The 25,958-nt window shown below is 69.9% G+C and carries 18 protein-coding genes, 2 pseudogenes and 1 riboswitch; of the genes and pseudogenes, 13 read left to right on the forward strand and 7 right to left on the reverse strand.

Annotation, left to right across the window (positions count from 1 at the left end; translation table 11 throughout):
- Positions 1 to 21 precede the first annotated feature (21 nt).
- Positions 22 to 7,770 carry an amino acid adenylation domain-containing protein gene (locus ABEU20_RS13190; RefSeq protein ID WP_420164859.1) on the reverse strand — a complete coding sequence of 2,583 codons (7,749 nt, stop codon included), beginning with the start codon at positions 7,768 to 7,770 and terminating at the stop codon, positions 22 to 24.
- A 177-nt stretch (positions 7,771 to 7,947) separates the two neighbouring features.
- Between ABEU20_RS13190 and ABEU20_RS13195 the strand changes: the two genes are divergently transcribed.
- The 4 genes from ABEU20_RS13195 (at position 7,948) to ABEU20_RS13210 (ending at position 12,279) form a co-directional block, all read left to right on the forward strand.
- Positions 7,948 to 9,093, forward strand: coding sequence for an isochorismate synthase (locus ABEU20_RS13195; protein WP_420164860.1), 1,146 nt, complete (start codon positions 7,948 to 7,950; stop codon positions 9,091 to 9,093).
- Entirely contained in the window at positions 9,090 to 9,863 is a 774-nt protein-coding gene (locus ABEU20_RS13200; RefSeq protein WP_420164861.1) for an SDR family oxidoreductase, read from the forward strand. The genes ABEU20_RS13195 and ABEU20_RS13200 overlap by 4 nt, the downstream gene beginning before the upstream one ends.
- Before the next feature lie 75 nt (positions 9,864 to 9,938).
- The gene (locus ABEU20_RS13205; RefSeq protein WP_420164862.1) at positions 9,939 to 11,621 is read left to right on the forward strand and encodes a (2,3-dihydroxybenzoyl)adenylate synthase; all 1,683 of its coding nucleotides are present in this window, start codon (positions 9,939 to 9,941) and stop codon (positions 11,619 to 11,621) included.
- A 7-nt stretch (positions 11,622 to 11,628) separates the two neighbouring features.
- Complete coding sequence (locus tag ABEU20_RS13210) at positions 11,629 to 12,279, forward strand: isochorismatase family protein (protein ID WP_420164863.1); 651 nt, start codon at positions 11,629 to 11,631, stop codon at positions 12,277 to 12,279.
- A gap of 13 nt (positions 12,280 to 12,292) precedes the next feature.
- On the opposite strand, the pseudogene ABEU20_RS13215 reads toward ABEU20_RS13210, so the two are convergent.
- A pseudogene (locus tag ABEU20_RS13215) lies at positions 12,293 to 13,408 on the reverse strand (MFS transporter); the annotation flags it as partial.
- Positions 13,409 to 13,497: 89 nt separating this feature from the next.
- Here ABEU20_RS13215 and ABEU20_RS13220 point away from each other — a divergent pair.
- Positions 13,498 to 13,950, forward strand: coding sequence for a winged helix-turn-helix transcriptional regulator (locus ABEU20_RS13220; RefSeq protein ID WP_420164864.1), 453 nt, complete (start codon positions 13,498 to 13,500; stop codon positions 13,948 to 13,950).
- Between the two features lie 37 nt (positions 13,951 to 13,987).
- Here ABEU20_RS13220 and ABEU20_RS13225 read toward each other — a convergent pair whose 3' ends face one another.
- Both ABEU20_RS13225 and ABEU20_RS13230 read right to left on the reverse strand, forming a co-directional pair.
- Positions 13,988 to 16,117 carry a S9 family peptidase gene (locus ABEU20_RS13225; protein WP_420164865.1) on the reverse strand — a complete coding sequence of 710 codons (2,130 nt, stop codon included), beginning with the start codon at positions 16,115 to 16,117 and terminating at the stop codon, positions 13,988 to 13,990.
- Position 16,118: 1 nt separating this feature from the next.
- Positions 16,119 to 17,003 (reverse strand): phosphoribosylaminoimidazolesuccinocarboxamide synthase, encoded by an 885-nt coding sequence (locus ABEU20_RS13230; protein WP_420164866.1) that lies wholly within the window; start codon positions 17,001 to 17,003, stop codon positions 16,119 to 16,121.
- Positions 17,004 to 17,276: 273 nt separating this feature from the next.
- On the opposite strand from ABEU20_RS13230, the gene ABEU20_RS13235 reads away from it, so the two are divergent.
- From ABEU20_RS13235 to ABEU20_RS13270, 8 genes and pseudogenes are all read left to right on the forward strand, one after another.
- Positions 17,277 to 18,695: an MDR family MFS transporter gene (locus tag ABEU20_RS13235; protein ID WP_420164867.1), complete on the forward strand. Its 1,419-nt coding sequence runs from the start codon at positions 17,277 to 17,279 to the stop codon at positions 18,693 to 18,695.
- 146 nt (positions 18,696 to 18,841) lie between these two features.
- A pseudogene (locus ABEU20_RS13240) lies at positions 18,842 to 19,003 on the forward strand (ABC transporter substrate-binding protein); the annotation flags it as partial.
- Positions 19,004 to 19,029: 26 nt separating this feature from the next.
- Positions 19,030 to 19,899: an ABC transporter substrate-binding protein gene (locus ABEU20_RS13245; RefSeq protein WP_420164868.1), complete on the forward strand. Its 870-nt coding sequence runs from the start codon at positions 19,030 to 19,032 to the stop codon at positions 19,897 to 19,899.
- A gap of 68 nt (positions 19,900 to 19,967) precedes the next feature.
- Positions 19,968 to 20,180: riboswitch (cobalamin riboswitch) on the forward strand.
- Positions 20,181 to 20,211: 31 nt separating this feature from the next.
- The gene (locus ABEU20_RS13250) at positions 20,212 to 21,198 is read left to right on the forward strand and encodes an ABC transporter substrate-binding protein (RefSeq protein ID WP_456300335.1); all 987 of its coding nucleotides are present in this window, start codon (positions 20,212 to 20,214) and stop codon (positions 21,196 to 21,198) included.
- The gene (locus ABEU20_RS13255; RefSeq protein WP_420164869.1) at positions 21,195 to 22,253 is read left to right on the forward strand and encodes a FecCD family ABC transporter permease; all 1,059 of its coding nucleotides are present in this window, start codon (positions 21,195 to 21,197) and stop codon (positions 22,251 to 22,253) included. The genes ABEU20_RS13250 and ABEU20_RS13255 overlap by 4 nt, the downstream gene beginning before the upstream one ends.
- On the forward strand, positions 22,250 to 23,062 hold the full coding sequence (locus tag ABEU20_RS13260) for an ABC transporter ATP-binding protein (protein WP_420164870.1): 813 nt from the start codon (positions 22,250 to 22,252) through the stop codon (positions 23,060 to 23,062). Before ABEU20_RS13255 ends, ABEU20_RS13260 begins: the two co-directional genes overlap by 4 nt.
- Positions 23,059 to 23,811, forward strand: coding sequence for a (2Fe-2S) ferredoxin domain-containing protein (locus tag ABEU20_RS13265; protein WP_420164871.1), 753 nt, complete (start codon positions 23,059 to 23,061; stop codon positions 23,809 to 23,811). Before ABEU20_RS13260 ends, ABEU20_RS13265 begins: the two co-directional genes overlap by 4 nt.
- Positions 23,808 to 24,098, forward strand: coding sequence for a SelT/SelW/SelH family protein (locus ABEU20_RS13270; protein WP_420164872.1), 291 nt, complete (start codon positions 23,808 to 23,810; stop codon positions 24,096 to 24,098). The genes ABEU20_RS13265 and ABEU20_RS13270 overlap by 4 nt, the downstream gene beginning before the upstream one ends.
- A gap of 76 nt (positions 24,099 to 24,174) precedes the next feature.
- On the opposite strand, the gene ABEU20_RS13275 is transcribed toward ABEU20_RS13270, so the two are convergent.
- From ABEU20_RS13275 to ABEU20_RS13285, 3 genes are all read right to left on the reverse strand, one after another.
- Entirely contained in the window at positions 24,175 to 24,966 is a 792-nt protein-coding gene (locus ABEU20_RS13275; protein ID WP_420164873.1) for a phosphatidylethanolamine N-methyltransferase family domain-containing protein, read from the reverse strand.
- A 159-nt stretch (positions 24,967 to 25,125) separates the two neighbouring features.
- Complete coding sequence (locus ABEU20_RS13280) at positions 25,126 to 25,455, reverse strand: DMT family transporter (protein ID WP_420164874.1); 330 nt, start codon at positions 25,453 to 25,455, stop codon at positions 25,126 to 25,128.
- Complete coding sequence (locus ABEU20_RS13285; RefSeq protein WP_420164875.1) at positions 25,452 to 25,817, reverse strand: DMT family transporter; 366 nt, start codon at positions 25,815 to 25,817, stop codon at positions 25,452 to 25,454. The genes ABEU20_RS13280 and ABEU20_RS13285 overlap by 4 nt, the downstream gene beginning before the upstream one ends.
- Between the last annotated feature and the right edge of the window lie 141 nt (positions 25,818 to 25,958).

Here is a 25,958-nt window from a genome sequence, read left to right on the forward strand (position 1 = left end):
GAGCGTGCCCGCGCGGCCGATCTACAGGAATTCCATTTCGAACTCGTCGATCTCGGACTGATCGAGGTCTGCGAGCGTCAGATCCGACGGCGTCAGCCCGCCCGCACCGGCACCCGCCGCATGTCCGGACAGCGCTCGCAGCGCGTCACCCCACGCGGCCGCCAGACGCTGCACGGTCGCCGTGTCCACGACCTCCGGGCTGTGGCCCCACGTGGCACGTAGCGCCGGCCCACCAGCGGAATCCTCGGTCACGACGCCGATCTCGATGGCATGACTGACCGGCATGGCACCGTCGGTCGCACCGCCGAGCGTGCCGGACTCCGGCGGGCTCGTCCAGGCCTCCCCCGCTCCCTCGCCGAGCGTGAACCGGCCGAGATAGTTGAAGCCGATCTCGGGCGGCCGCCCGGCCGCCAACGTGTCCGCCGACGCCGGATCGAGATACCGAAGCATGCCGAAACCGATCCCGTTGTCCGGGATTCGGCGCATCTGCTCCTTGACCGCCTTGATGGCGCCGCCGGCGGATTCGCCGCCGCCGAACGCATCCGACAGATCCACCCCGGCCACGTCGAGCAACACGGGATACAGCGTCGTGAACCATCCGACGGTGCGCGACAGGTCCGCGCCCGGCACGGTCTGCTCCTCACGGCCGTGACCCTCGAGGTCGATCGGCAGCGCACCGGGTCCCCGTACCCGCGCGACGGCGAGCGCCAGCGCGGTGAGCAGCACGTCGTCGACGCGGGCATTGAACCGCTCGGGCACCGTCGTCAGCAGCGCCTCGGTCACCTCCGGCGGTACCGTGACCTCGACGGTGGCGGTACCGGACATGGTGTCGCGCAACGGGTCGACGGTACGACCACCGATCTCCGCGCGTTGCGGCGCATCCGCCGCCGCCCGCCACAACGCGAGTTCGCCGCGGCGCTCCGCCGCCGTCTCCACGAGGCCGCGCGACCACGTGCGCAGCGGCGTCCCGGCCGGGGACAGCGATGCCCCGGTGCACGCGTCGGCGAGGTCCGGGACCAGGATCCGCCACGAGACGCCGTCGACCACGAGGTGATGGATCACCAGCAGCACGAGCGACTCCGACTCGCCCGCGTCGAACAGCACCACCCGGATCATCGACCCGGCCGCCGGGTCGAGTTGTCCGTACGCGTCGTCGGTCGCCGACCGGACGGCGTCGGCGCGTTCCGTGCCGCCCAGCCCCCGGATATCGATGCGGGACAAGACGTCCGCGGCACGAACGGTGCCGGACGGCGGGATCTCGAACACGCGGTCACGGTCGTCGAACGATCCCCGCAGGGCGTCGTGGGTGTCGAGCAGTGCCTGCACCCCGGCGTTGAGCGCCTCGATGGTCAGTCCGGCCGGGGCTCGCAGCAGGCGGGACTGCGCGAATCGCGCGTACGGTCCGCCCCGGTCCAGCAGGTCGTGGACGATCGGGGTGGCGGGAACGACACCGAGCGCAGCGGTCGGGTCCGCCGGCGCCGCCTGCGAGTCCGTGTCGGCGACCGCCGCCAGTCCTGCCACCGTGCGGTGTTCGAACACGTCCCGGGCGGTGAACCGGATCCCGGCCGCTCGGGCCCGCGACACCAACTGGATCGACACGATGGAATCCCCACCGAGTGCGAAGAAGTCGTCACCGGGACCCACGTCGTCCTGGCCCAGCACGGCCGCCACCACCGCACACAGCCGGCGCTCGAGGTCGGTCCCGGCGTCCTGAGCGGAGCCCACCGACGTGAAGTCGGGCACCGGCAGCGCCCGGCGATCCACCTTTCCGTTCGGCGTGACCGGCAGGGCATCCAGTACGACGACCGCGGCGGGCACCATGTGTGCGGGCAGCCGCGACGACAGGTGCGCCCGCAGTCCCTCCCCGTCGACGGACGCCGTCACGGCGACGTAGCCGACCAGGCGGCGTCGATCCGGCTCGTCCTCACGCACCACGACGGTCGCGGCCGCCACCGCCGGATGCGACGCGAGCACCGCCTCGACCTCGCCGAGCTCGATGCGGAAGCCGCGGATCTTCACCTGGTCGTCGGTGCGGCCCAGGTATTCCAGCGAGTGCCCGGGCCCACCCGAACCCGTCCAGCGCACCAGGTCGCCCGTACGGTACAGCCGTTCTCCCGGAGCACCGTACGGGTCCGCGACGAATCGTCCGGAGGTGAGGCCGGGACGGTTCAGGTAGCCGCGGGTGACCCCGGGGCCTCCCACGTACAGCTCGCCGGGAACTCCGTCTGGGACCAGTCGCATCCGCGCGTCGAGGACGTAGGCCCGGGCGCCGTCGATCGGCGCGCCGATGTGTACCCGCGTGCCCGTGACGTCGCCGATCGTGGCGTCGACCGTGCACTCGGTGGGCCCGTACATGTTGGTGGCGCGGACGCCGTCGGCGTCGGCGAGGGCCGACCACAGGTCGGCGGACACGGCCTCGCCGCCGACCGCGAGCAGACGTGGGCGGTGCGGCGCCGCAGGATCGAGCAGGCCCTCGCGCAGCAGCTCCGCCATCAGCAGCGGCACGCAGTCGACGGCGTCGATGTGGTGGTCACGCACGTACTCGACGATGCCACTCGCGTCCGCCGCGAGGTCCGCGCCCGGCACGTGCAGTGTGTGTCCGGACAGCATCGACAGCAGCGGGTCGATCGCCGAGTCGAACGCCAGCGCGTACGTGAGCAGCACTCGTAGGTGCTGCTCGGCCGCCGACCCGAACGTCCGACGGCGCTGCGTCGCCAGCAGATTGACGACACCGCGGTGCGGAACGACGACGCCCTTCGGAACGCCGGTCGATCCGGAGGTGTAGATGACGTACGCGGCGGTGTCCGCGGTGGGGGTGCCGTTCCGCTCGTCGGCGGCGAGCGGGCCGGACGGCAGCGTCGGGTCCACCGCGGCGACCGCGTCCTCGTCGAGGACCAGCACGGGCGCGGCGTCGGCGAGCATGTGCGCGATCCGGTCGGCCGGGTAGGCCGGGTCGATCGGCAGGTAGGCGCCGCCCGCCTGCCACACCGCGAGCGCCGCGACCACGATGTCGGTACCGCGGGGCAGTTGCAGCCCCACGACCGTTTCCGGGCCCACGCCGTGTGCGACGAGGTGGCGTGCGAGCCGGTTGACCCGCCCGCGCAGTTCCGTGAAGGTGAGCTCGGCACGGGAATCGGCGAGAGCGACCGCGTGCGGCGTGCGCTCCGCCTGAGCGTCGAACACCGCTGCCGCCGTCGGGAAGTCGACGGGCGCAGCGGGAGTGAACGCACCTCTGCTGAGGTGGGCGCGTTCCTCGGAGGACAGCAGGTCGACCGCCGACAGCCGCGCCCCGGGTGTGCGGGCGAGGGCGTCGAGTGCGCGCACCACCCGATCGGCGAGGGCCTCGGCGGTGGCCGCGTCGAAGAGGTCCTGCGCGTATTCGATCCGCACCCGCAGCCCGGCACCGGGAAGTTCGACGACATCGACGGTGAGGTCGAACATCGCGGCGCCGGTGTCGATCGTGACGACGGTGGGCGAGAACTCCGCGAACTCGCCCACGACGGGCGGCATCCGGTGCTGCACCAGTACCTGGAACAGCGGGTGCCGGGAGGCCGAGCGCTCCGGGCTGAGCGCCTCCACCAAGCGGTCGAACGGAAGGTCCTGATGGGCATAGGCTTCGAGGTCGTCGGAGCGGACGCGGGCTACCAGTTCGGCCAGCGTCGGATCCCCCGACAGGTCGGTACGAAGCACGACGAGGTTGACGAAGAAGCCGACGAGCTGGTCGAGTTCGGCGGCGGGCCGGCCCGACGTGGGTGTGCCGACGACGACGTCGTCGCCGGCCCCGCTGCCCGCGAGCGCGACGGCGATCGCGGTGTGCGAGAGCATGAACATCGATGCGCCGGCCGACCGGGCGAGATTCCTCAACTCGTCCGCGATATCGGTCGCGACGGTGCGTTCGACGAGCCCGCCCGCGAAGGTCGCGACCGCGGGACGTAGGCGGTCGGTGGGCAGCGCGATCTCCTCCGGTGCGCCGGCCATCCGAGCGCGCCAGAACTCCTGTTGCGCGGTCGCCAGTCCGTCGGGATCGCCGTGGGCACCGAGCAGTTCCCGCTGCCACAGCGCGTAGTCCGCATACTGCACGGGCAGCCCGACGGTCGCGGGTTCCTCCCCCGCGAGCGCCGCGCGGTACGCGGAGCCGAGGTCGCGCATCAGCACGGGCGTCGACAGCTCGTCACTCGCGATGTGGTGGGTCAGGACCAGCAGCACCGACTCCGTTCCGGTCACGAACAGGCGCAACCGGATCGGGAACTCGCGGTCGAGGTCGAACGGGTGACGCGCCGCGTGCGCGAGTGCCGCTTCCAGCGTCACGGGGTCGCAATGTTCCACGGCGAACGGCGCGGTCTCGGGGGCCGGGCACACCCGCTGCATGCCGATGCCGTCGACGTCCTCGAGCACCGTGCGCAGCACCTCGTGGCGGCGCAGCACCGCGCCGGCCGCGACGGACAGCGCCGCGGCGTCGGGCACGCCGCGCAGGCGCAACGCCACGGGGATGTTGTACGTGGAACTCGGTCCCTCGAGCCGGAACTGGAACCACAGGCGCTGCTGGGCCGCGGACAGCGGCGACACCGGTCCGCGAGCGACCGGCAGCACGGGCGGGCGCTGTCCGGCTCCGGCGGCGACGGCGCACTGCTCGGCCAGACCCAGGACGGTGGGGTTGTCGAACACGGCCCGGATGGCCAGTTCGACGCCGACCGCGTCGCGCACCCGGGCGATCAACTTCGCCGCCGCCAGGGAGTGCCCGCCGAGCAGGAAGAAGTCGTCGTCCAGGCCCACGGTGTCGAGGCCGAGGACATCGGCCGTGAGTGCGCACAGCACCCGCTCCAGCTCCGTCGACGGCTCGCGGGCCGACACCACCACGCCGAAGTCGGGCTCCGGCAGGCGCTTGCGATCGATCTTGCCGTTCGATGTCAGCGGCAACGCGTCGAGGAACACGAATGCCGACGGCACCATGTAGGCGGGCAGCAGGTTCGCGACGCGATCCCGGGCACCGACCGGGTCGGGGGTGCCGCCGACCAGATACGCGACCAGCCGCGCCGATCCGGTGGCGTCGGGGCGCGTCGTCGCGACGGCCCGCGTGACGCCGGGCAACCGCAGCAGCGCGGACTCCACCTCGCCGAGCTCCACCCGGAAGCCCCGGATCTTGACCTGGTCGTCGGTGCGTCCGTGGTAGACGATCTGCCCGTCCGGCCGCCGTCGCACGATGTCGCCGGTCCGGTACAGGCGCGAGAAGTCACCGGCCGGGTCGGCGCAGAACGGGTTCGCGACGAAACGCGCAGCCGTCGCGCCCGGCGCGCCGAGATAGCCCCGCACCACGCCGGGGCCGGCCACGTAGAGCTCGCCGGGAACACCGTCGGGCACCGGGTTCAGCTCCGAATCGAGCACGTAGGCACACAGGTTCGCGACCGGGACACCGATCACGGGTTCGGCGGCGTCGACGACCTCGGCGACCACGACATCGACCGTGCCCTCGGTGGGGCCGTAGAAGTTGAAGGCGGTGCCGCCCCGCTCCCGCAGGCGTCGCCACAGGTTCTCGCTCACCGCGTCGCCGCCGAACCCCAAGGTGGGGACGGTGTCGGCGGGCAGCAGGTCCGCATCCACGATGTGTTCGAGTTGCGACGGTGAGAGTTCCACGAAGTGCCAGCCCTCGGCGCGCGCCTGGGCCGCGAGCCGCGCGGGATCGCGCTGCGTGTCCTCGTCCACCACCCGGAGTTCGTGACCACCGAGCATCCACAGGTGCGGGCCCCACGACGCGTCGAACGCGAACGACCACGCGTGTCCCACCCGCAGCCGATCGCGCCCCGCGACGGTGCACGCACGGGAGAACACCCGGTCCCGGTGGCTGTGGAAGAGGTTCACGGCGCCGCGATGCGGCACCTCGACGCCCTTGGGCCGCCCCGTCGAACCGGACGTGTGGATCACGTACGCGATGTCGAGATCGTGCAGCGGCCGGCCGCGCTCGGCTACGGACAGTGGTCCGGCCTCGCCGGTCGTGAGGTCGAGGTTCTCGATCTCGACGACACGACTCGAGCCCGTGGCACCGCGGAGCCGTTCCGCCACGTCGGAGCGGGTGACGACGCATCCCGGCTGGGTCTCGGCCAGCACGTGGCCGACCCGGTCCGCCGGGTGGTCCGGGTCGATCGGCACGCACGCACCACCGGCCTCGAGGACCGCGAACAGCGCGACGAGCGTGTCGACGCCGCGCGGGAGCGCCACCGCGACACGGCGATGCGGGCCGAGTCCGGCCGCGACCAGGATCCGGGCGAGCCGCCGGGCCCGCGACGCCAACTCCCCGAACGTCAGCGACGTCGTGCCGTCACTCGCCGCGGGGGCGTCCCGATCGCGTTCCACCTGCGCCTGCAGGAGGTCGGGCAGGGTGAGCCCGCCCGGAACGGGCAGAGTCCTGCCCGTGGCACGCGCGAGCAAGGTCCGCCGCTCGTCGGGCAGCAGGATCGACAGCCGCGCGAGCGGGACGTCCCCGGCATCGGGACGTGCCGCGATCGAATCCAGCAGGTGCGCCAACCGATTGGCGTGCGTGGTCAGCTCGTCGGTGGTGTACCGCTCGGCATCGACGTCCACCCACACCTCGAGTCCCCCGACGTGATCGAGGGGGCGGGCGGTGACCATGAAATCCTGCAGCGGGCCGCGGGCGATCGAGTGCACCGCAGCGTGCAGGTCGTCGAAGCGCAGCCGGTCACCGAACGGTTTCACGTTCACCGACGGGCCCACGACACCGCCGGATCCGGCGGGCAGGCGCAGATCGTTCTGGATGTCCTCGCCGCGGTAACGGTAGTGGTCGCGACACCGGGCGACGGCGTCGCGGACCTGTCCCACGAGATCGACGACGGTCGCTGCCGGGGCCGGTCGCAGACGCAGCGGCACGACGTTGACCGCGGACATCGGCACGGCGAGCGCCGCGCTGCCCAGGCGGTTCATCACCGGGAAACCGACGACGATGTCGCCGCGACCGCTCGCACCGCGCAGATACGTCGCGACGGCCGCGGTGAGGACGTCACCCCAGCTGGCACGGGCGGCCTTGCCGACCGCGGACAGGCCCCGTTGCTGCTCGGCGCCGAGTGTGAGCCTCAGTCCGATTGACGTGCGGGCGATTCCGGCTCCGCCCTCCGACAACGTGACGGCATCCGACGCGTCGTCGAGGTAGTCGGTCCAGAACGCACGATCGGCGTCGAACTGCGGTGAGGCCCGGTAGGTCGCCTCCTCGGCGACGACGGGTGCGAGCGCGGTGAACTTGCAGGCCGGACGCGTCTCGCCCCGGACGTCCGCGGTGTAGAGCTCCGCGATCCTCCGCATGAGCAGACCGAACCCGTACGCGTCGATCACCAGGTGGTGAATACCCAAGTACAGCAGAACTATACGATCGTCCAGTTGGAAGACCGTGGCGCGGACACAGCACTCGGAACGTGGATCGATCACCGTGCGATGATCGGCCGCCATCAGCGCCCGGGCGGCCGCCTCCGGATCGTCGTCGCCACGCAGGTCGCGGACAGCGATCGCTCCGAGGGGATGCGCGCCGGGTCGCAGGTACGCGCCCCCGTCGGGCGCGATCTCCGCTGCGCCAGTGAGTACTTCGGTCTCGCCGACGGCGTCGCGCACCGCGCCGACGAGTGTCGGGATGCTCACGTCGCCGCGAAGTTCGATACATTCGGCGGTGTTGAAGATCGGATTGTCAGGGTCCAACTGCTGCGCGAACCACACGCCGGCCTGGGCTCGGGTCAGTGGAAATACCGAGGTCGACGGGCCGATCGAGGACACTGACCATCTCCTGTTCGTAGGCGAATCCGGTTGTGCTGTAACGCTTCACGCGGCGACTTCGAGAGTCGAACCAAGATCGAAGAGTACCGAAGGTTAGGCTAACCGTATATCGTCTACCCGGTCGGCGCATCTCCGCCGATTCGTTCCCACGTCACCGCTATCGAAAGGTGAGCGCTCATGCCTGCACCGGTCGTCGCAGCGATCACCCCGCACCGTGCCGGACCCGCCGTCGCGAACCCGTTCGTCCTGTCTCGTCCGCAGGGAAGCATCCGCGCCGAGGGTGTCCTTCGTCACTTCGACGACGCCCGGGAGGCCGCCGACGCACTGCGCGCCGGCGACGTCGCCGCGCTGACGGGCGCCCTGCCGTTCGATCCCGACACCCCCGCCGCCCTCGTCGAACCCGGACTGCTGTGGCGCAGCGACAAGCCGTGGCGCAGCGTCCCGGCCGTCGATCTTCCGCACTGCGGCGTCGAGCAGCGACTTCCGGCCGAGGCCGAGCACGTCGCCCGGGTCCGGACGGCACTGCACCGCCTGCGCGACACAGCGGATCCGCTCCGCAAGGTGGTCCTCGCCCGGATGCTGCGCCTGCGCGCGCACGGACCGCTGGATCCGGAAGCCCTGCTGCAGAATCTGATCGCGGGCGATCCCGCCGGAAACGGTTACTGCGTCGATCTCTCGGCTGCGGGTCCGGACAGCGCCGGACAGTGGCTGGTGGGATCCAGCCCCGAGGTGCTGATCCGCAAGGAGGGGCTTGCGATCAGCTGCCACCCGCTGGCGGGATCGGCACGACGACTCGACGACCCGATCGCCGACTGGGAATCCGGGCGCGCACTCGGTGAGTCCGCGAAGAACCTGGACGAGCACCGCTACGTCGTCGACGCCATCCGGGACAGTCTCGCGCCGCTGTGCACCGAACTCGAGATCCCGCAGCGCCCGACCCTCACCCACACCGCGCAGCTGTGGCATCTCGGCACGCCGATCCGGGGCGTGCTGGCCGACACGTCGATGACGGCGCTCGACCTGGCACTCGCGGTGCATCCCACCCCCGCGATCTGTGGCACCCCCACCCGGGCCGCGTTCGAGACGATCAGCGCGCTCGAGGGCGACCGGGGCTTCTACGCCGGCGCCGTCGGCTGGTGCGACGAGCGCGGCGACGGAGAGTGGATGGTCACGATCCGCTGCGCTCGCATCGACGCCGACGGCACGGGACTCACCGCGTATGCCGGCGGCGGCATCGTCGCCGACTCCGTCCCGGAGGACGAGTTGGCCGAGACGGCAACCAAGTTCACCACCATCCTCGACGCTCTCGGAGTGACCGCATGACCGCGCCGCTGTGCCTGGTGACCGGCGCCGGACGGGGGATCGGCCGCACCACCGCCGTCACACTCGCACAGCGGGGGTGGCGGGTCGCGGTGCTGGACCGCGACACCGACGCCCTCGAACGGACCGGAGAACTCGTCGGGGCCGCGTGCATGGCCGCGCACACCGTCGACGTCCGAGACAGCGACGCCGTGGCCGCCGCCGTCGCCACGATCGAATCGCTCCACGGGCCACTGGACGGGCTCGCGCACGTCGCCGGTGTGCTCGAGACCGGTTCCGTGCTCGACAGCGAACCGGACTCGTGGCAGCGTGTGTTCGACGTCAACGTCACGGGCCTGCTCAACGTGGTCCGGGCCGTCGGCACGGCCATGCGGGAACGCGGTCGCGGCGCGATGGTCGTGGTGGGCTCGAACGCGGCGGGTGTCCCGCGGGCCGGGATGGGCGCGTACGGCGCGTCGAAGGCCGCAGCGACGATGATCGCGCGCGTTTCGGGACTCGAGTTGGCGCAGCACGGGATCCGAGTGAACGTCGTGGCGCCGGGATCGACCGACACCGACATGCAGCGCTCCCTGTGGCCCGATCCCGGCGACGACACCGGCGCGCGCGGCGCCATCGAGGGCAGCCTCGCCGAGTTCAAGGTCGGCATCCCGCTGGGCCGCATCGCCGCCGCGGAGGACATCGCCGACTCGGTGGAGTTCCTCCTGTCCGAGCGCGCTCGGCACATCACGATGCAGGCGCTCTACGTCGACGGCGGCGCGACGCTGCGGGCCTGACTCCCGGTGCCCGGTTGCTGTTCGCCCGGCAGCACGTCGTTGTCGTCTTCGCCCATCACTCGAAAGGAGCACGCCGTGACCACCGCTCTACGGCGCAGTCCACTGGTCCCCGCCGAGCCGTATCCCGCCGAACTCGCGCAGCGCTACCGGGACGCCGGATACTGGACCGACGAGACGTTCGCCCGGTTCCTGCCTGCCCGCGCCGAACGATTCGGGGACCGCGTCGCCGTCACCGGCGTGGGTGAGGGCGGCGCCGTGCGTACCCTCACCTACCGACAGCTGAGCGACAACTCCGACGTCCTCGCCGCGGGCCTGCTCCGCGTGGGCGTGCGGCCCGCCGACCGTGTCGTGCTTCAGCTGCCGAACATGCCCGAGTACGTCGAGATGCTGTTCGCGGTCTTCGCGATCGGGGCCCTACCGGTGTTCGCGCTGCCCGCGCATCGCCGCGCCGAGGTGGGCTACTTCTGCGAGTTCACCGACGCGGCCGCGTACGTGATCGCGGACCGGCACGCCGGGTTCGACTACCGGACGCTGGCGCGGGAGATCGTCGCCGGATCCGTGCGTCCGCCCGTGGTGATCGTCGCCGGCGAGGCCGGAGACGACCCCGGGTTCGTCCCACTCGGCGAGCTGCGTTCCGCCGGAACGGCTCCGGGCGATCGCGCGGAACCCGCGCCGGACGCGGTGGCGTTCCTGCAACTGTCGGGCGGGACCACCGGACGCTCCAAGCTCATCCCCCGCACCCACACCGACTACCTTTACTCGGTGCGCGCGTCGGCCGAGATCTGCGGCCTGTCCCCGGACACCCGGATGCTCGTGAGCCTGCCTGCGGCGCACAACTTCCCGATGAGCTCCCCCGGCATCCTCGGCGTGCTGCACGCGGGCGGTCGGGTCGTCATGGCGCCGGACCCGACGCCGTCGACGTCGTTCGAGCTGATCGAACGCGAGCGGATCACGATCGCCTCGCTCGTGCCGCCACTGGCGCTCACCTGGATGTCGTCGCCTGCGCGAGCGAAACACGACCTGTCCAGTCTCGAACTTCTGCAGGTGGGCGGCGCCAAGTTCGGCGCCGAGGCGGCGGGCCGGGTGCGCGACGAACTCGGCTGCCGGCTGCAGCAGGTGTTCGGCATGGCAGAGGGCCTGGTCAACTACACGCGCGACGACGACCCCGACGACGTCGTGGTCACCACACAGGGCCGGCCGATCAGCCCGGACGACGAGATCCTCGTGGTGGACGACGAGGACGAGCCGGTCGCGGTCGGTGTCGTCGGAAACCTGCTCACCCGCGGCCCGTACACCATTCGGGGCTACTACGCTGCGCCGGAACACAATCGGGCGTCGTTCACGCCGGACGGGTTCTACCGGACCGGCGACCGGGTCCGGCTCACCGAGACCGGACACATCGTCGTCGAGGGCCGGGCGAAGGACCAGATCAACCGCGGCGGAGAGAAGGTCGCGGCCGAGGAGGTCGAGAACCATCTCCTCGCGCACCCCGCCGTCCGCGATGTCGCCGTGGTCTCCAAGCCCGACGCCTACCTGGGCGAGCGCACGTTCGCGTTCGTGATCGGCGAGGGCGCCGCCCCGCGCGCCGTCGACCTGCGCGTGTTCCTGCGCGAACGCGGACTGGCCGCGTACAAGATCCCCGACGGGTTCCAGTTCGTCGACGAGTTCCCCGTCACCGGCGTCGGCAAGGTCAGCCGCACCGAGCTGCGCCGCGCCCTCGAATCCACGTTCACCACCGAAGCCGCCACCCACAGTTAGGCATCAGATGTCCCTGCCCCGCTCCGTCTCCTATCCGATGCCCACCGAACTGCCCGAGAACCGGGCGCCGTGGCGCATCGACCCGGACCGCGCAGTGCTGCTGGTCCACGATGCGCAGGAGTACTTCATCCGTGCGTTCGACCGCACCGCCGACCCGATCCGCACCATGATCGCGCACGTCGACGCGATCCGCACCGCGTGCCGGGCCGCGGGTGTCCCGATCATGTACACCGCGCAGCCGGGCGACCAGGACCCCTCGCACCGGGCGCTGCTCACCGATTTCTGGGGACCGGGCCTGTCCTCCGATCCCGCCGAGACCGCGATCATCGCCGACCTCGCGCCGGAGCCGGACGACGTCCTGCTCACCAAGTGGCGCTACAGCGCGTTCGCGAAAACCGATCTGCGGCAGCGCCTGTCGGATCTGGGCCGGGACCAGCTGATCGTGACCGGCGTGTACGCCCACATCGGCTGCCTCACCACCGCGCTCGACGGGTTCATGCAGGACGTCGAGATGTTCCTCGTCTCGGACGGTCTGGCCGACTTCTCGGAGGCCGAGCACCGGCAGGCTCTCGACTACGCCGCGGCGCGCTGCGCGGTGGTGACGCCGACCGCGCACGTGCTGTCCGGGATGGCGATGGCGGGGGTTCTCGCCGGCTGATCGCCCATACCGCAAGGGCACCGATCGCGAAGGCCGCACCGACGAGACTGGACCCGGCCCACCCGGCCACCGAGTAGGCGGTGGTCGTGGCGACCGCGCCGACGGCCGAGCCGACGGAGTAGAAGAGCATGTAGCTGCCGATCACGCTGCTGGTTCGCTCCGGGTGGGCCGCGGTGAGCTGATGCTGATTGCTCACGTGCACGGCCTGCACCGCGAAGTCGAGCGCGATCACACCGGCGACGAGCAGCCACAGCGACCACGAGCCCTGTGCCGTCGCCAGCCACGAGAAGGCCAGGAGCGCGAGTGCCGCCCCCGTGACGGTGCCCGCGAAACCGTCGTCCGCCCAGCGCCCGGCACGGCCCGCACCCAGCGCGCCGGCCAACCCGGCGATGCCGAACAAGCCGATCTCCGCCGGAGCGAGATGCCACGGCGATGCCTGGAGTGGAAGTGCCAGGCCACTCCAGAGTGCACCGAAGGAGGCGAACAGGAAGAAGGCGATCAGTCCGCGCGAGAGGAAGAGCTGCTCACCGAAGAGCCTGCGCGACGCGTTCAGCACCTGCCGATACTCGGCGTGTTCGGTCCGGGAATCGGCAGGCACGATCGTCAGCACCAGGATTGCGAGCCCGACGAGCAGTACCGTCGATGCGACGTACACGCTGCGCCATCCCCACACCGATGCCAGGGCGCCGGCGACGACGCGCGCACCGAGGATCCCGACGACGACGCCGGAGGTGACCATTCCCAAGGTGCGCCCGCGCTCGTGGGGCTCGGACATCGCCGCGGCGTACGCGACCGTCGTCTGCACGACGACGGCGAACAGGCCCGCAACGATTACCCCGGCAAACAAGACCCAGGCACGATCGGCAACGGCCACGATGGCAGTACCCACCGCGGTCGACAGGAGATGCCCGACGATGAGCACCCGCCGATCGACCATGTCCCCCAAGGGAACCAGAAGAACCAGGCCCGCCAGGTAGCCGAGCTGCCCGGCGGTGACGATCCATCCCAGTTCGGCATCCGGGACACCGAGGTCGCGGCCGATCTCCGTCAGGATGGGCTGGGCGGAATAGATGGTCGCGACGGACACTGCGCAGATGGCAGCGAACAGCAGGCGTCGACCGAGAGACATGAGCACCCCGTCCCGAACAGTAGCATTTTGCAACTGATCGAACGGTACGTCACAATGGTTTCAAACTGCAACCGTTGTGGGAGGCCGTGATGACCGAAGCGGTGAGCACCGACGCTGAGTGGACCGACCCCACCTGTCCGGTCGCGCGCACGCTCGACGTGGTCGGCGACCGCTGGAGCCTGCTGATCGTGCGCGATGCCATGGACGGCGCGCGGGCGTTCACGGACTTCCAGCAGGCCACCGGGATCGCCCGCAACATCCTCACGGACCGACTCCGGCGCCTGGTCGAACGGGGGATCATCGAGCGGAACCCGGCGCCGTCGGGCAAGCGGCCCGTCTACACGCTCACCCCCGCCGGCCGCGACCTGTTCACGGTCGTCGTCGCCCTGCGCCAGTGGGGTGAGCGCCACGCCTTCGCGCCGACGGAGGAACACTCGGTCCTCGTCGACGAGCAGGGTCGCCCGATTCCCGAGCTCCGGCCCACCAGCTCGACCGGCACCCGCGTCGGCCCCGAAACGACTGTCGTGCAGAAGAAGCGATAGCGCCGACGAGCCGATGGACGCGCGCGCGGGCGCGGGATCAGACGGCGCCGGCCGTGTCGAGCACCCACGCGTACTCGAACGCGACTTCCTTCCACTTCTCGTACCGTCCGCTGACGCCGCCGTGGCCGGCGCTCATCTCGGTCTTGAGCAGCAGCGGTGCGTCACCCGTCTTCGTCGAGCGCAGGGCCGCAACCCATTTCGCGGGTTCGACGTAGAGCACGCGGGTGTCGTTGATGCTGGTGATCGCGAGGATGGCCGGGTAGTCCTTGGCCTCGACGTTCTCGTACGGGCTGTATGAGCGCATGTACTCGTACACCTGCGGATCCTCGAGCGGGTTGCCCCACTCGTCCCACTCGATCACCGTCAGCGGCAGGTCCGGGTCGAGGATCGAGGTGAGTGGATCCACGAACGGCACGTTGGCGAGGATGCCCGCGAACAGTTCGGGAGCGAGGTTCGCCACCGCACCCATCAGCAGACCGCCTGCGCTACCGCCGTCGGCCACCAGTTGCTCCGGCGTCGTACGTCCCTCGGCGATGAGATGCCGTGCACACGCGACGAAGTCGGTGAAGGTGTTCTTCTTGGTGAGGGTCTTGCCGTTCTCGTACCAGTGCCGGCCCATCTCACCGCCGCCGCGGACGTGCGCGACCACGAACACCATGCCGCGGTCGAGCAGCGACAGCCGTGCCACCGAGAACGCCGGATCCATGCTGGCCTCGTACGACCCGTACCCGTACAGCAGGGTCGGGGCCGGGTCCCCGCCGATCCCCTTGCGCCGCACGATCGAGAGTGGGATGCGGGTGCCGTCGTCGGCCACCGCCCACTCGCGGTGCTGCTCGTAGTCGGCCGGGTCGAAGTCGCCGAGTACGGGCTGCGACTTGCGCAGCAGCAGTTCGCCGGTCGCGAGGCTGTAGTCGTACACGCGCGAAGGCGTGATGAAGGACGTGTAGCCGATCCGCAGCATCGGCTGGTCCCACTCCGGGTTGGAGCCGAGGCCGACCGAGAACAGCTCCTCGTCGAACTCCATCTCGGTGAGTTCGCCGTACCCTTCGGGCGTGAGTGGCCAGATCGCCAGCCGGGTGAGCACATCCCGGCGGTAGCTGAGCACGAGGTGGTCGGCGAACGTGTCGATGTCCTCCAACCGAACGTCGTGCCGGTGCGGGACAAGGATTTCCATCGCTGCCGGATCGGCGACCGGAGCCTGCGCGAGCACGAAGTTCTCGGCCTTTTCTCCGTCGACCACGTCGTTGTGCAGGATCAGGAAGCGGTCCTCACCGGCGATCACGGCATGCTCCGCCGAGTACTCGACACCCTCGCGCCGGGGCAGGATCACCCGGAACTCGCCCTCGGGGTTCGCCGACTCGAGGATCCAGCCCTCGGTGGTGACCTTCGACCCGAGCCAGATCATCAGGTACTTCTCGCTGCGCGTCGAACCGACCGCCACCCAGTAGCGGTCGTCCGGCTCGTGGAAGACCTGGACGTCCTCGTCCCGTCCGGTACCGAGCTTGTGCCGCCACACGGTGTCGGGACGCCACGACTCGTCGACCGTGAGGTAGAAGATGTGGCGGTGGTCGATCGCCCACGTCGCGCCCGGCGCGGTGTTGGGGATCTCGTCCGCCAGCAGTTCACCGGTGACGAGGTTCTTGACCCGCAGGGTGTAGCGCTCGTCGCCGATCACGTCCACCGAGTACGCCAGCAGTGTGCCGTCGTGGCTCACCGAGAACGCGCCGACGGAGAAGAACTCGTGCCCCTCGGCCTCGGCGTTGCCGTCGAGCAGCACCTGCTCGCCCTCGATCGCGGTGTCGGCCGACAGCTCGGGCGGCGTCCAGTCGTCCGGCCCGGCGATGGGGCACCGGCAGTTGACGCCGTACTGCATGCCCTCGATGGTGCGGGCGTAGTACCACCAGTCACCCAGTCGCGTCGGCACCGACATGTCGGTCTCCTGCGTGCGCGACTTGATCTCCTGGAAGACCTTCTGCCGCAAGGGCTCGAGATGCTCGAGCTGCTGCGCGGTGTAGGCGTTCTCCGCCTCGAGGTACTCGATGACCTCCGGGTCCTCCTTGGCCCGCAGCCACTCGTAGTGATCGACGAACGTGTCCCCGTGGTGGGTCCGCTCGAGTGGGACGCGCTTGGCGACCGGAGGTGGAGTTGGCGTCGAGGGCACAGTCATCTCAGCCCACCCAGTCCTCGAAGGACAGACCCGAGATGCGCTCGTAGGCCTCGATGTAGCGGGCGCGGGTCGCGTCGACGATGTCCTGCGGCAGCGGCGGGGGCGGCGTGTCCGATGCGCGGTCCCACCCGGACGCGGGGCTGGTGAGCCAGTTGCGCACGAACTGCTTGTCGAAGCTGGGCTGCACCTTGCCGGGCTCGTAACCGTCGGCCGGCCAGTACCGCGACGAGTCGGGCGTCAGGACCTCGTCGGCGAGCACCAGGTTGCCGTCGGCATCGAGACCGAACTCGAACTTGGTGTCGGCGAGGATGATCCCGCGATCCCGCGCGAAGCTGGCGGCGCGGAAGTAGATGTCGAGGGTGTCGTCGCGCAGCTTGACCGCGAGGTCCTGGCCCACCTTGTCGACGACGGTGGCGAAGTCGATGTTCTCGTCGTGGTCACCCAGATCGGCCTTGCTGGCGGGTGTGAAGATCGGCTCGGGCAGCTGGCTGGCCTCGACCAGACCCTCGGGCAGCGCGACACCGCACACCGCGCCGGTGCTGTTGTAGTCCGCCAGGCCCGAGCCGGTGAGATAGCCGCGGGCCACGCACTCGACCGGGAGCATGGTCAGCTTGCGCACGACCAGCGCGCGGCCGAGGACCTCCTCGGGGATACGCTCGTCGAGCGGATCGCCGGCGAGGTGGTTGGTGCCGCCGAGCTTCTCGAAGAAGAAGACGCTCATCGCGGTGAGCACGCGACCCTTGTCGGGGATGGGCGTGGTCAGCACGTGGTCGTAGGCCGAGATCCGGTCACTGGCGACCAGCAGCAGGTGCTCGTCGTCGATCGTGTAGAGATCGCGGACCTTGCCGCCGGCCAGGTGGGTGTAGGACTCGAGTGAAGGACGCACGTCCCCAACCCTATCGGTCGCCCGAATCGGCGCATCTCGCCACACGCGTCTGCCCCGTTCTGTCCGCCGAACCCCGCTTCTCACGATCAACTTCCCTCCCCCCTCCCGCGTTTTGCGCACTTATCGCGCGAATTCGGTCCCCGAAAGCGCGAAAAGTGCGCAAACGCGAGGGTGCGGGGCGCCGAGATAGGCGGGCGGGAACGGACGGGAATAGGAACGCGCTCGAGATCGTTAGCCTTGTTTCGGACTCGACTTTCGATCTGCAGGAGAGTGATGGCGACCGAGACTGCCACGAGAGCATCTGTGGGACTTCGCTCGGAGCGCGGCCCGATCCTGCTGTCGCTGATGCTCAGCACGTCACTGGTCGCGCTCGACAGCACGATCATCGCGACCGCGGTCCTGACGATCGTCGGCGACCTCGGCGGCTTCTCCCAGTTCCCGTGGCTGTTCTCGGTGTACCTGCTGGCGCAGGCCGTGTCGGTTCCGATCTACGGCAAGCTGGCCGACATGTTCGGCCGCAAGCCGATCATGATGCTCGGCATCGCGGTGTTCGCGATCGGATCGCTCCTGTGTGGCGTCGCGTGGAGCATGCCGGCGCTGATCGTGTTCCGCGCGATCCAGGGCCTCGGCGCCGGTGCGGTGCAGCCGATGAGTCTGACGATCGCCGGTGACATCTATTCCGTTGCGGAGCGCGCCAAGGTCCAGGGCTACATCGCGAGTGTGTGGGGCGTCTCGGCGGTGCTCGGCCCGACGCTCGGCGGCATGTTCTCCGAGTACCTGTCGTGGCGGTGGATCTTCCTGGTCAACCTGCCGCTGTGCGCCGTCGCGGCGTGGATGCTGATGCGGAACTTCGCGGAGGAAAAGGTCACCCGACGCAGTCGCATCGACTACCCGGGCGCGATCCTGTTGACCGGCGGCGCGGCGCTGATGATCCTCGGTCTCCTCGAGGGCGGGCAGGCCTGGGCCTGGATATCGCCCGCCGGCATCGGCGTGTTCGTCGCCGGGGCGCTGCTGCTCGCCGCGTTCGTCCTCGTCGAGCGGCGGGTGGCCGATCCGATCCTGCCGCTGCACATGCTCACCCGGCGGGTACTGGTCGCGAGCAGCCTGGTGTCGCTGTCGGTGGGCGCGATCCTGATGGGCCTGACGTCGTACGTGCCGACATTCGTGCAGGGCGTTCTCGGCACCGGCGCCCTCGTCGCGGGCTTCGCACTCGCGGTCCTGACGATCGGCTGGCCCATCGCCGCGTCTCAGGCGGGACGGCTGTATCTGCGCGTCGGGTTCCGGACGACCGCGCTGATCGGCAGTGCCCTCGTGCTAGCCGGGTCGGCGCTGCTCCTGCTGCTCGCGGACGGCTCCCCGGTGTGGCAGGTGGGCGCGACGTGCTTCGTCATCGGCTCCGGCATGGGCCTGATCGCGACGCCGACGCTCATCGCGGCGCAGTCCAGCGTCGACTGGTCCGAGCGCGGCGTGGTCACCTCCACCAACATGTTCGCCCGCTCGATCGGCAGCGCTGTCGGTGTCGCGGTGTTCGGCGCGCTCGTCAATTCCCGCGTCGGCGACTCCGCCGACCCCGATCCGACGGACCTCTCGGGCGCCATCCACCTGGTGTTCGTCGGCATCCTCGGGATCGCGGTGCTGCTGACGGTGTCGTCGGCTCTGATGCCGCGCGCCGAGAAGGCCCTCGCCGACTGACCGCGTCGCGCGACCGCGAGATCACCGCGCCGACGTGTGGCCGAATCCCGTTATCGGATGGCTTCTTCGGGAGAACCACGCCGCGCAGGCGGTGGATAGGTTGAGGCATTCCCCTTGCCGCGCCTATCAGATGGAGCACCACTTCCATGCCCGTGATCGAATCGACGAACATCGATACCCGCCTCCGAATCGGGAACCGCCACTCGAGCCTCCCTGCCTCCGCACGATCCGCACAGGACGTGGACCGCGAGTTCGGTGATCTCGTCGATGCCCTGACCCGACGCGGTTTCCTCACCGGTGCGGCCGGCCTCGGCGCTCTGGGCGCGCTGTCGGCGTGCTCGAACGGACCGGAGAGCAGCCCGACGTCCGACGCGTCGGTCGAGATCGTCGTGGGCGACGACCGATACCGGCTGCCGCGCGACCCCCAGCGTGTCGTCGTGCTCGAGGCGCGAGCCGCGCTCGACTTCGCCCTGCTCGCCGAGTATCCGATCGTCGCCACCAACTGGGACGACCAGTCGCAGCTCATGCAGAGGGTTCCCGCCGGGACGGAGCGCCTCGGCGGCACCAACAAGAACCGAACGCCGAAGCGATCCTCAGCTACGAACCGGATCTGTTGGTCGTGGGTCAGGGCTGGTGGGACTACTACCGGGAGCGCGGACTCCTGGGGACCGACATCGCGCCTGTTCTCGTCGTCGACCAAGGGACTCCCGGATCGGCGTGGAAGCGATCGATGACCGAGCAGTTGACGGCACTCGATCGACGCGACGTCGCCGACCGTGTGGTTGCTCGCTACAACGCCGAACTGGCGCAGGCGCGTGCCTCGATGGCCGGACTTCTCGACGGGAAGACCATCGCGATCGCGGGTGCGGACAAGGGACAGCTCTGGCTGCAGAACGACACGTTCGCGGTGTCGGTGGCGCGTGACCTCGGATTGAACGTGCTCACCGATCCCGCGCACGCCTCCGCGGACAACAGGGGAATCACCTTCTACGCGCTCGAACAACTCGACATCTTCGAGCAGGCGGATTTCGTCCTGTTGCAGAATCCCGACGCCGCCGAGGCCCAGTCCCCGACGTGGAAAAGGGTGCGCGCGGTCCGGGACGGTCATGTCGGGCAGCTGCGGTACGACCTCAACAGCGGTCTCGCACTGACCGCGATGGCGCTCGCCGCCGACATCGCGGAGCAGGTCCAGGTCATGCGCTGACGGCCCCGGACGGTTACGCACCGTCGTCCGCGCCCTCGACCGCGGAACAGCACGAAACCGACAAGGCCGACCATTGCCCGGGCAACGGTCGTCTATTCTTCACGATGTCGTCACGGTGTTCGGGAAGTCCGGTAGAAGCCGGCGCGGTACTCGCCACTGTGGGCAGGTACGTCGACTACTAGGGGTTCGACCCCAGCCACTGGATGTGAATACATCCGGGAAGGCGTAGTCGGCGGTCATCCCTGCCGAGCCAGGAGACCGGCCGTGACGCATAACTGCACGTTTTCCACGAGTCATGGAAGGCGGGTCGCTTTGCGTACCCCTATCTCTCGCCGAGTCATCTCCGCGGCGGCGGTGTCGATCGCCGCCGCCCTCACCCTCACCGCCTGCGGCGGGTCGTCGAACGACGACGCCGACACCGCGGCGATCTCCCTGCAGAACTGCGGCCGCACCGTCACCCTCGACGGTCCGGCCGAGCGGGCCGTCACTCTCAACCAGGGCGCCACCGAGTCGGCATTGTCGATCGGCGCCGAGGGGCAGATGGTCGGCACCGCATACCTCGACGACGCCGTCGCGCCGCAGTGGCAGGCCGCGTACGCGCAGGTTCCGGCACTGGACGAGAAGGACTACCCGAGCCGCGAGGCGCTGCTCGAGACCCGGCCGGACCTGGTGCTGGCGTCGTACTCGAGCGCGTTCGACGACAAGGCCGTCGGCTCGCACGAGTCGTTCGACGAGGTGGGCATCGCCACCTACGTCTCACCGTTCGGCTGCAAGGACAAGTCGAAGCGCCCGCCGGTCGCGTGGGAGTCGATCGCCACCGAGATCACCGACTACGGCACGCTGTTCGGACGTGAATCCGACGCCGACACCGTGGTCACGCAGATGCGCGAGACCCTGGCTGGCATCGAGTCCGCCGCGCCCGCGAAGGGCAAGACGATCTTCTGGTACGACAGCGGCACCGACACCCCGTACATCGGCGGCAACGCCGGCGGGCCGCAGCTGATCATCGACGCGGTCGGCGGCACCAACGTCTTCGCGAAGTCCGACGGCGCCTGGCTGGACGGGAGCTGGGAGACGGTGCTGGCCGCGAACCCGGACGTGATCGTGCTGGCCGACGCGTCGTGGGACACCGCCGAGGAGAAGAAGAACTATCTCCGGGGCGATCCCGCGCTCAAGGACCTGACGGCGGTGCGTGACGACGCGTTCGTCGTGGTGCCGTTCTCGGCGAGCACCCCCGGCCCGCGCCTGATCGAGGGCGCGTCACTGGTCAGCGAGCAGCTGGGCGGCGGCCGGGCATGAGCGTGCGCACCCGGGTTCCCGCCCGGGTAGCCGCGACGACCGCCACCGGTTGGTCGGCGGCGCTGGCCGCGCTGCTCGTGGTGAGCTGCGCGGCCGGTGTCGCGATCGGTGCCGCCGACCTGTCGATCGGCACCGTCGTCGAATCCATCGCCGGACGCCTCGGCATCGGGCCGGGCACCGACCTGCTGACCACGCACATCGTCGTCGACCTGCGGTTGCCGAGAGTCCTCGCGGCAGCGCTGGTCGGTGCCGGGCTGGCCCTGTGCGGGGCCGTGCTGCAGTCGCTGACCGGCAACGCGCTGGCCGACCCGTACCTGCTGGGCATGTCCGGCGGCGCCTCGCTCGGCGCGGTCCTCGCGCTCACGGCCGGCGTCGGTACCGTCGGCTTCCTGGGGATGGGCGCGGTCTCGGTGGCCGCGTTCGTCGCCGCGCTGGGGAGCCTGCTGCTGGTGTTCCTCATCTCGACGTCCCGGTCCGGTGCACTCCTGCCCGGACGGCTCGTGCTCGCCGGCATCGCGGTGGGGCAGTTCGCGGCGGCCGTGACCTCGGCGCTGGTGCTGCTCGGGGACCGCGACGCCGCGCACCGGGTGCTGCAGTGGACGCTCGGCTCGGTCGCGGGGGTGCGCTGGTCCGGGCTCGTCACCATCACCGTGGTCGTGGCGGTCACCACCGTCGTGATGCTGGCGCACGCGCGGGTGCTGGATTCGTTCGCGTTCGGCGAGCGCGCCGCCGCGAGCCTGGGCACCGACGTCGAACGCTCCCGCTGGGTGCTCTACGGCGTGGCCTCGCTGTGCACCGCCGCGCTGGTCGCGCAGGCCGGCGTGATCGGATTCGTCGGGCTCGTGGTCCCCCATGCCGCCCGAATGCTGGTCGGCCCGTTGCACGCCCGCCTGCTGCCCGTCGTCGCACTCGTCGGCGCGGTGCTGCTGGTGTGGGCCGACATCGTGGCCCGCACCGTGCTGCCGGGACGCGAACTACCGATCAGCATCGTCACTGCGGTCGTCGGGGTGCCGGTGTTCGTCCTGTTGCTGCGACGCCGAGGGGCCCGCTCATGAGCCACCATTCCCCCGAGATCCGCGCCGAGGCCGTCACGTGGTCGGTGGACGGCACCACGATCCTCGACGCCGTGACCTGCCGCGCACCCTCGAGACAGGTCACCGGGCTCATCGGCCCCAACGGTTCCGGCAAGACGTCGCTGCTGTCGGCGATGGCCCGCCTCACCCGACCCGACCGCGGCCGCGTCATGGTCGGCGACGAGCCCGCGACCGAGATGAATCGTCGCGAGTTCGCCCGGACCGTCGCTCTGGTGGAACAGCATTCGGCCACCGAGCTGGAGCTGACCGTGGAGCAGATCGTCGAGCTCGGGGCGATCCCCCACCGCGGCGGCTGGGCCCGGCCCGCCGCCGTCGGCACCGCCGACGTGGTGACCGAGAGCCTGGCGATGGCCGGCATCCCCGAACTGCGACACCGCCTGTGGCAGAGCCTGTCCGGCGGTGAGAAGCAGAAGACGCAGCTGGCGCGGGCATTCGCGCAGCGCCCCTGTGTGGTGCTGCTCGACGAGCCCACCAACCACCTCGACGTCTCCGCGTCGCTCGAACTGCTCGACCTGATCCGCGGACGCGGCCTGACGACCGTCGCGGCGATGCACGATCTGAATCTCGCCGCCATGTACTGCGATCACCTCGTGGTGCTGGACCGCGGCCGCGTCGTGACCGAGGGCGCGCCCGAGAGGGTCCTCACCGAACAACTGCTCGCCGACGTCTACGGGATCGACGCGCTCGTCCACCCGCACCCACGCACGGGACGCCCGATGGTGGTGCTGTGCGGCACGACCGGCGCGTCCATCGAAAGGCTTTCCTCATGAACATGATTCAGTGCAACCGCTGGGTCATCGTCACCTCCCCCACCGATCGCGGTGACGACCCGCGCGACCAGGTCCGCGCGGCACTGCGGATACTCGAGGAGCGGCACCCGGACACCGCCTTCCGCACCGCGGTGCTCGGTGGATCCGGGACGTCGGTCACCGGGGCCCTCGACGAGGCCACCGCGTCGGGCGCCACCGAGATCGTGGTGGTGAGCGCGCAGACCGTGCTGGACCGCAAGATCGACGCGTGGTTCCGACGGGTCATCGGGCACTGGCTCCGCGAACGCGGCACCGACGCCCCGGAAGTCCTTCTGGCACCGCCGTTGTCCGACACCGCGAACTACGCCGACCTGCTCGACGCCGCGATCACCGCCCCGCCGACCCCGGCCCGCACCACCACCGCGCCCCTGACCTCACCGGCGTGGGACGAGGTGCCCGGCTTCGCCCGGCATGTGCTGGTGTGCCGCGGACCGCGCTGCTCGGCGCGGGGAGGGCCCGAAACCGCGGAGGCCTTGGACTACGCGCTCGAGGCCCGCGGTCTGGGTGACGACGACGTCCTCGTCACCCAGACCGGCTGCATGTTCCCGTGCTCGCAGGCGCCGGTTGTCGCGGTGTATCCGGACGACACGTGGTACGCCTCGTTGACCGCCGACCGCGTCGACCGATTCGTCGACGAGCACCTCGTCGACGGCCGGACGGTCACCGAGTGGCACGGCGACCGGCGCCGATCTGCGATCCTGGAGGCATGACCTCCCCCGCTCGCGTCACCATCACGTACTGCACACAGTGCAACTGGCTGCTCCGCGCCGGGTGGATGGCACAGGAACTGCTCAACACGTTCGGGACCGAACTGGGCGAGGTGGCGATGATCCCCGGCACCGGCGGAATCTTCCGGGTCACCGCCGGCGACGCGCTGGTGTGGGATCGCAAGCGCGACGGCGGGTTTCCCGACATCGTGACGCTCAAGAAGCTGGTGCGTGACGCCGTCGTCCCGGACCGGGATCTCGGCCACGCCGACCGTGCGCGGGACGACTGAGGCCCCGCTCCCGAATTGACCTCCCGCTCCCCCGATTGCGGGCGCGGGAGGTCAATTCGGGAGCAGGAAGCGGGAGTCAGACCAGCCCCGGCACCAGCGCCTTGCGATCGCTCGGATACTCGACGAACTTGTCCCGGTACCACTTGTGCGTGGCGATCGCGCGCGGAATCAGGTTGCCGGCGGTGATGAGGAAGATGACGACGCCCGCGAGCGACCAGGTGAGCAGCGCGAACCCTGCCCAGGCAATCAGTTCGCCGAGATAGGCGGGGCTGGAGACGAATCGGAAGCCTCCGCCCATCGGAATGCGGTACTCGGTGGCGCCGGGGTTGTTCTTGTCGCGCAGGTTGCGGACGATCGACTCGGAATTCACCAGCAGCGCGAAGCCGAACAGGTAGACCACCAGACCGATCAGGAAACGGGGATCGGTGAGCCACGCGGTGTCGTACTGGTGCATGTAGTCGTGGCTGAAGAACGCGCCGTTGAGATAGCCGTGCATCGACGTGACGATCACGCCCATCGCGATCACCGAGACGTTGAACGTACTGCGCTTGCCCGGGACCTGACGGATCGACAGCGGGAAGAACCAGCCGCGGTTCGCGTAGTGCAGCAGCCACACCGCGGCCAGTACCAGCGAGGTGGGCTCGAACCGGTTGGGTCCGGTCAGGTAGAACACCGCGAAGACGACGGTTGCGGGGATCTCCATGAGCCACCACCCCAGCTTCGGGTTCAGGTTGAAGCCGAGGTTGGTGGAGGAGAAGCGACCGTACGAACTCTGCGCGAAGAAGCCGCCGACGATCACGAACGCCGCGAAGGCGAAGGCGCAGGTCAAGACGGTGTCGTAGAGGGTGTTTCCGGTGTACCAGTGCATGGAATTCCTTCGGTGAGCGTGGTCGGCACAGCACCCGTCACTCGGCCACACCCGCCACGAATCAGCAGCAAACTGGAACATGTTCTACCACGCGGCCCGACCGTCGGTCGACACCTTTCTGGACAAGAGTCCACTTGACCGAGACAGAAGGCTCGACACCTACGCAGCCGACGCCGCGCCGAGTTCGATCACGAGCACCCCGGCGATGATGAGCGCGATGCCGAGCCCCATTCGGGGTGTGAGCGGGTCCCGGAAGATCAGCCGGCCCAGGATCGCCGTCAGCGCGACACCGCATGCGACCCAGATGCCGTACACAACCCCGACCGCCATGCCGCGATCGAGGACGACGGCGATCAGACCGAACGCGGCAACGTAGGCGACGGCGGTCGGCAACAGCCACCACCGCCGCCGGCCACCGTCGGAAGCCTTGAGACACAACGTTCCAGCGACCTCGACGATGATCGCCGCAACGAGCAGGATCCAGGTCACTGGACCTTCTCCCGCAGCTCCGCGTCACCGGCGGCACGCGCTTCCTCGGCCGCCTGCGCGCCCAGTTCGACGACAAGAACCCCCGCGATGACGAGAACGATCCCGAACCCCATGAGGACGGTCAGCGCATCACCGAAGATCACCGCGGCAGCCACCGCCGTGATCGTGATTCCGCAGGCGCCCCAGATTCCGTACGCGACCCCGACGGCCATACGCCGCAGAACCGCCGACAGGAATCCGAACGACGCGACGTAACCCGTCACCACCAGCGCGTACCACGCGGGATGGTCGGTGGCCGCACGTAGCGACAACGTCGCAACGACCTCGCAGACGATTGCACCCACCAGCAGCCACCACTTCATGGCGACAAAGTACATCGAGCCGCACCCCCGCGGAACGCATCCCGCATGCGATCGTGATCGACGAAACGCATTGCGTAGCGATTCGGCCAGTTGGTGTTGACTTTGCGTAGTCAAGCCCGCATGCTGTTACGCAACGGGCTG

Source organism: Rhodococcus parequi, from assembly GCF_046042785.1.
GTDB lineage: Bacteria > Actinomycetota > Actinomycetes > Mycobacteriales > Mycobacteriaceae > Prescottella > Prescottella parequi.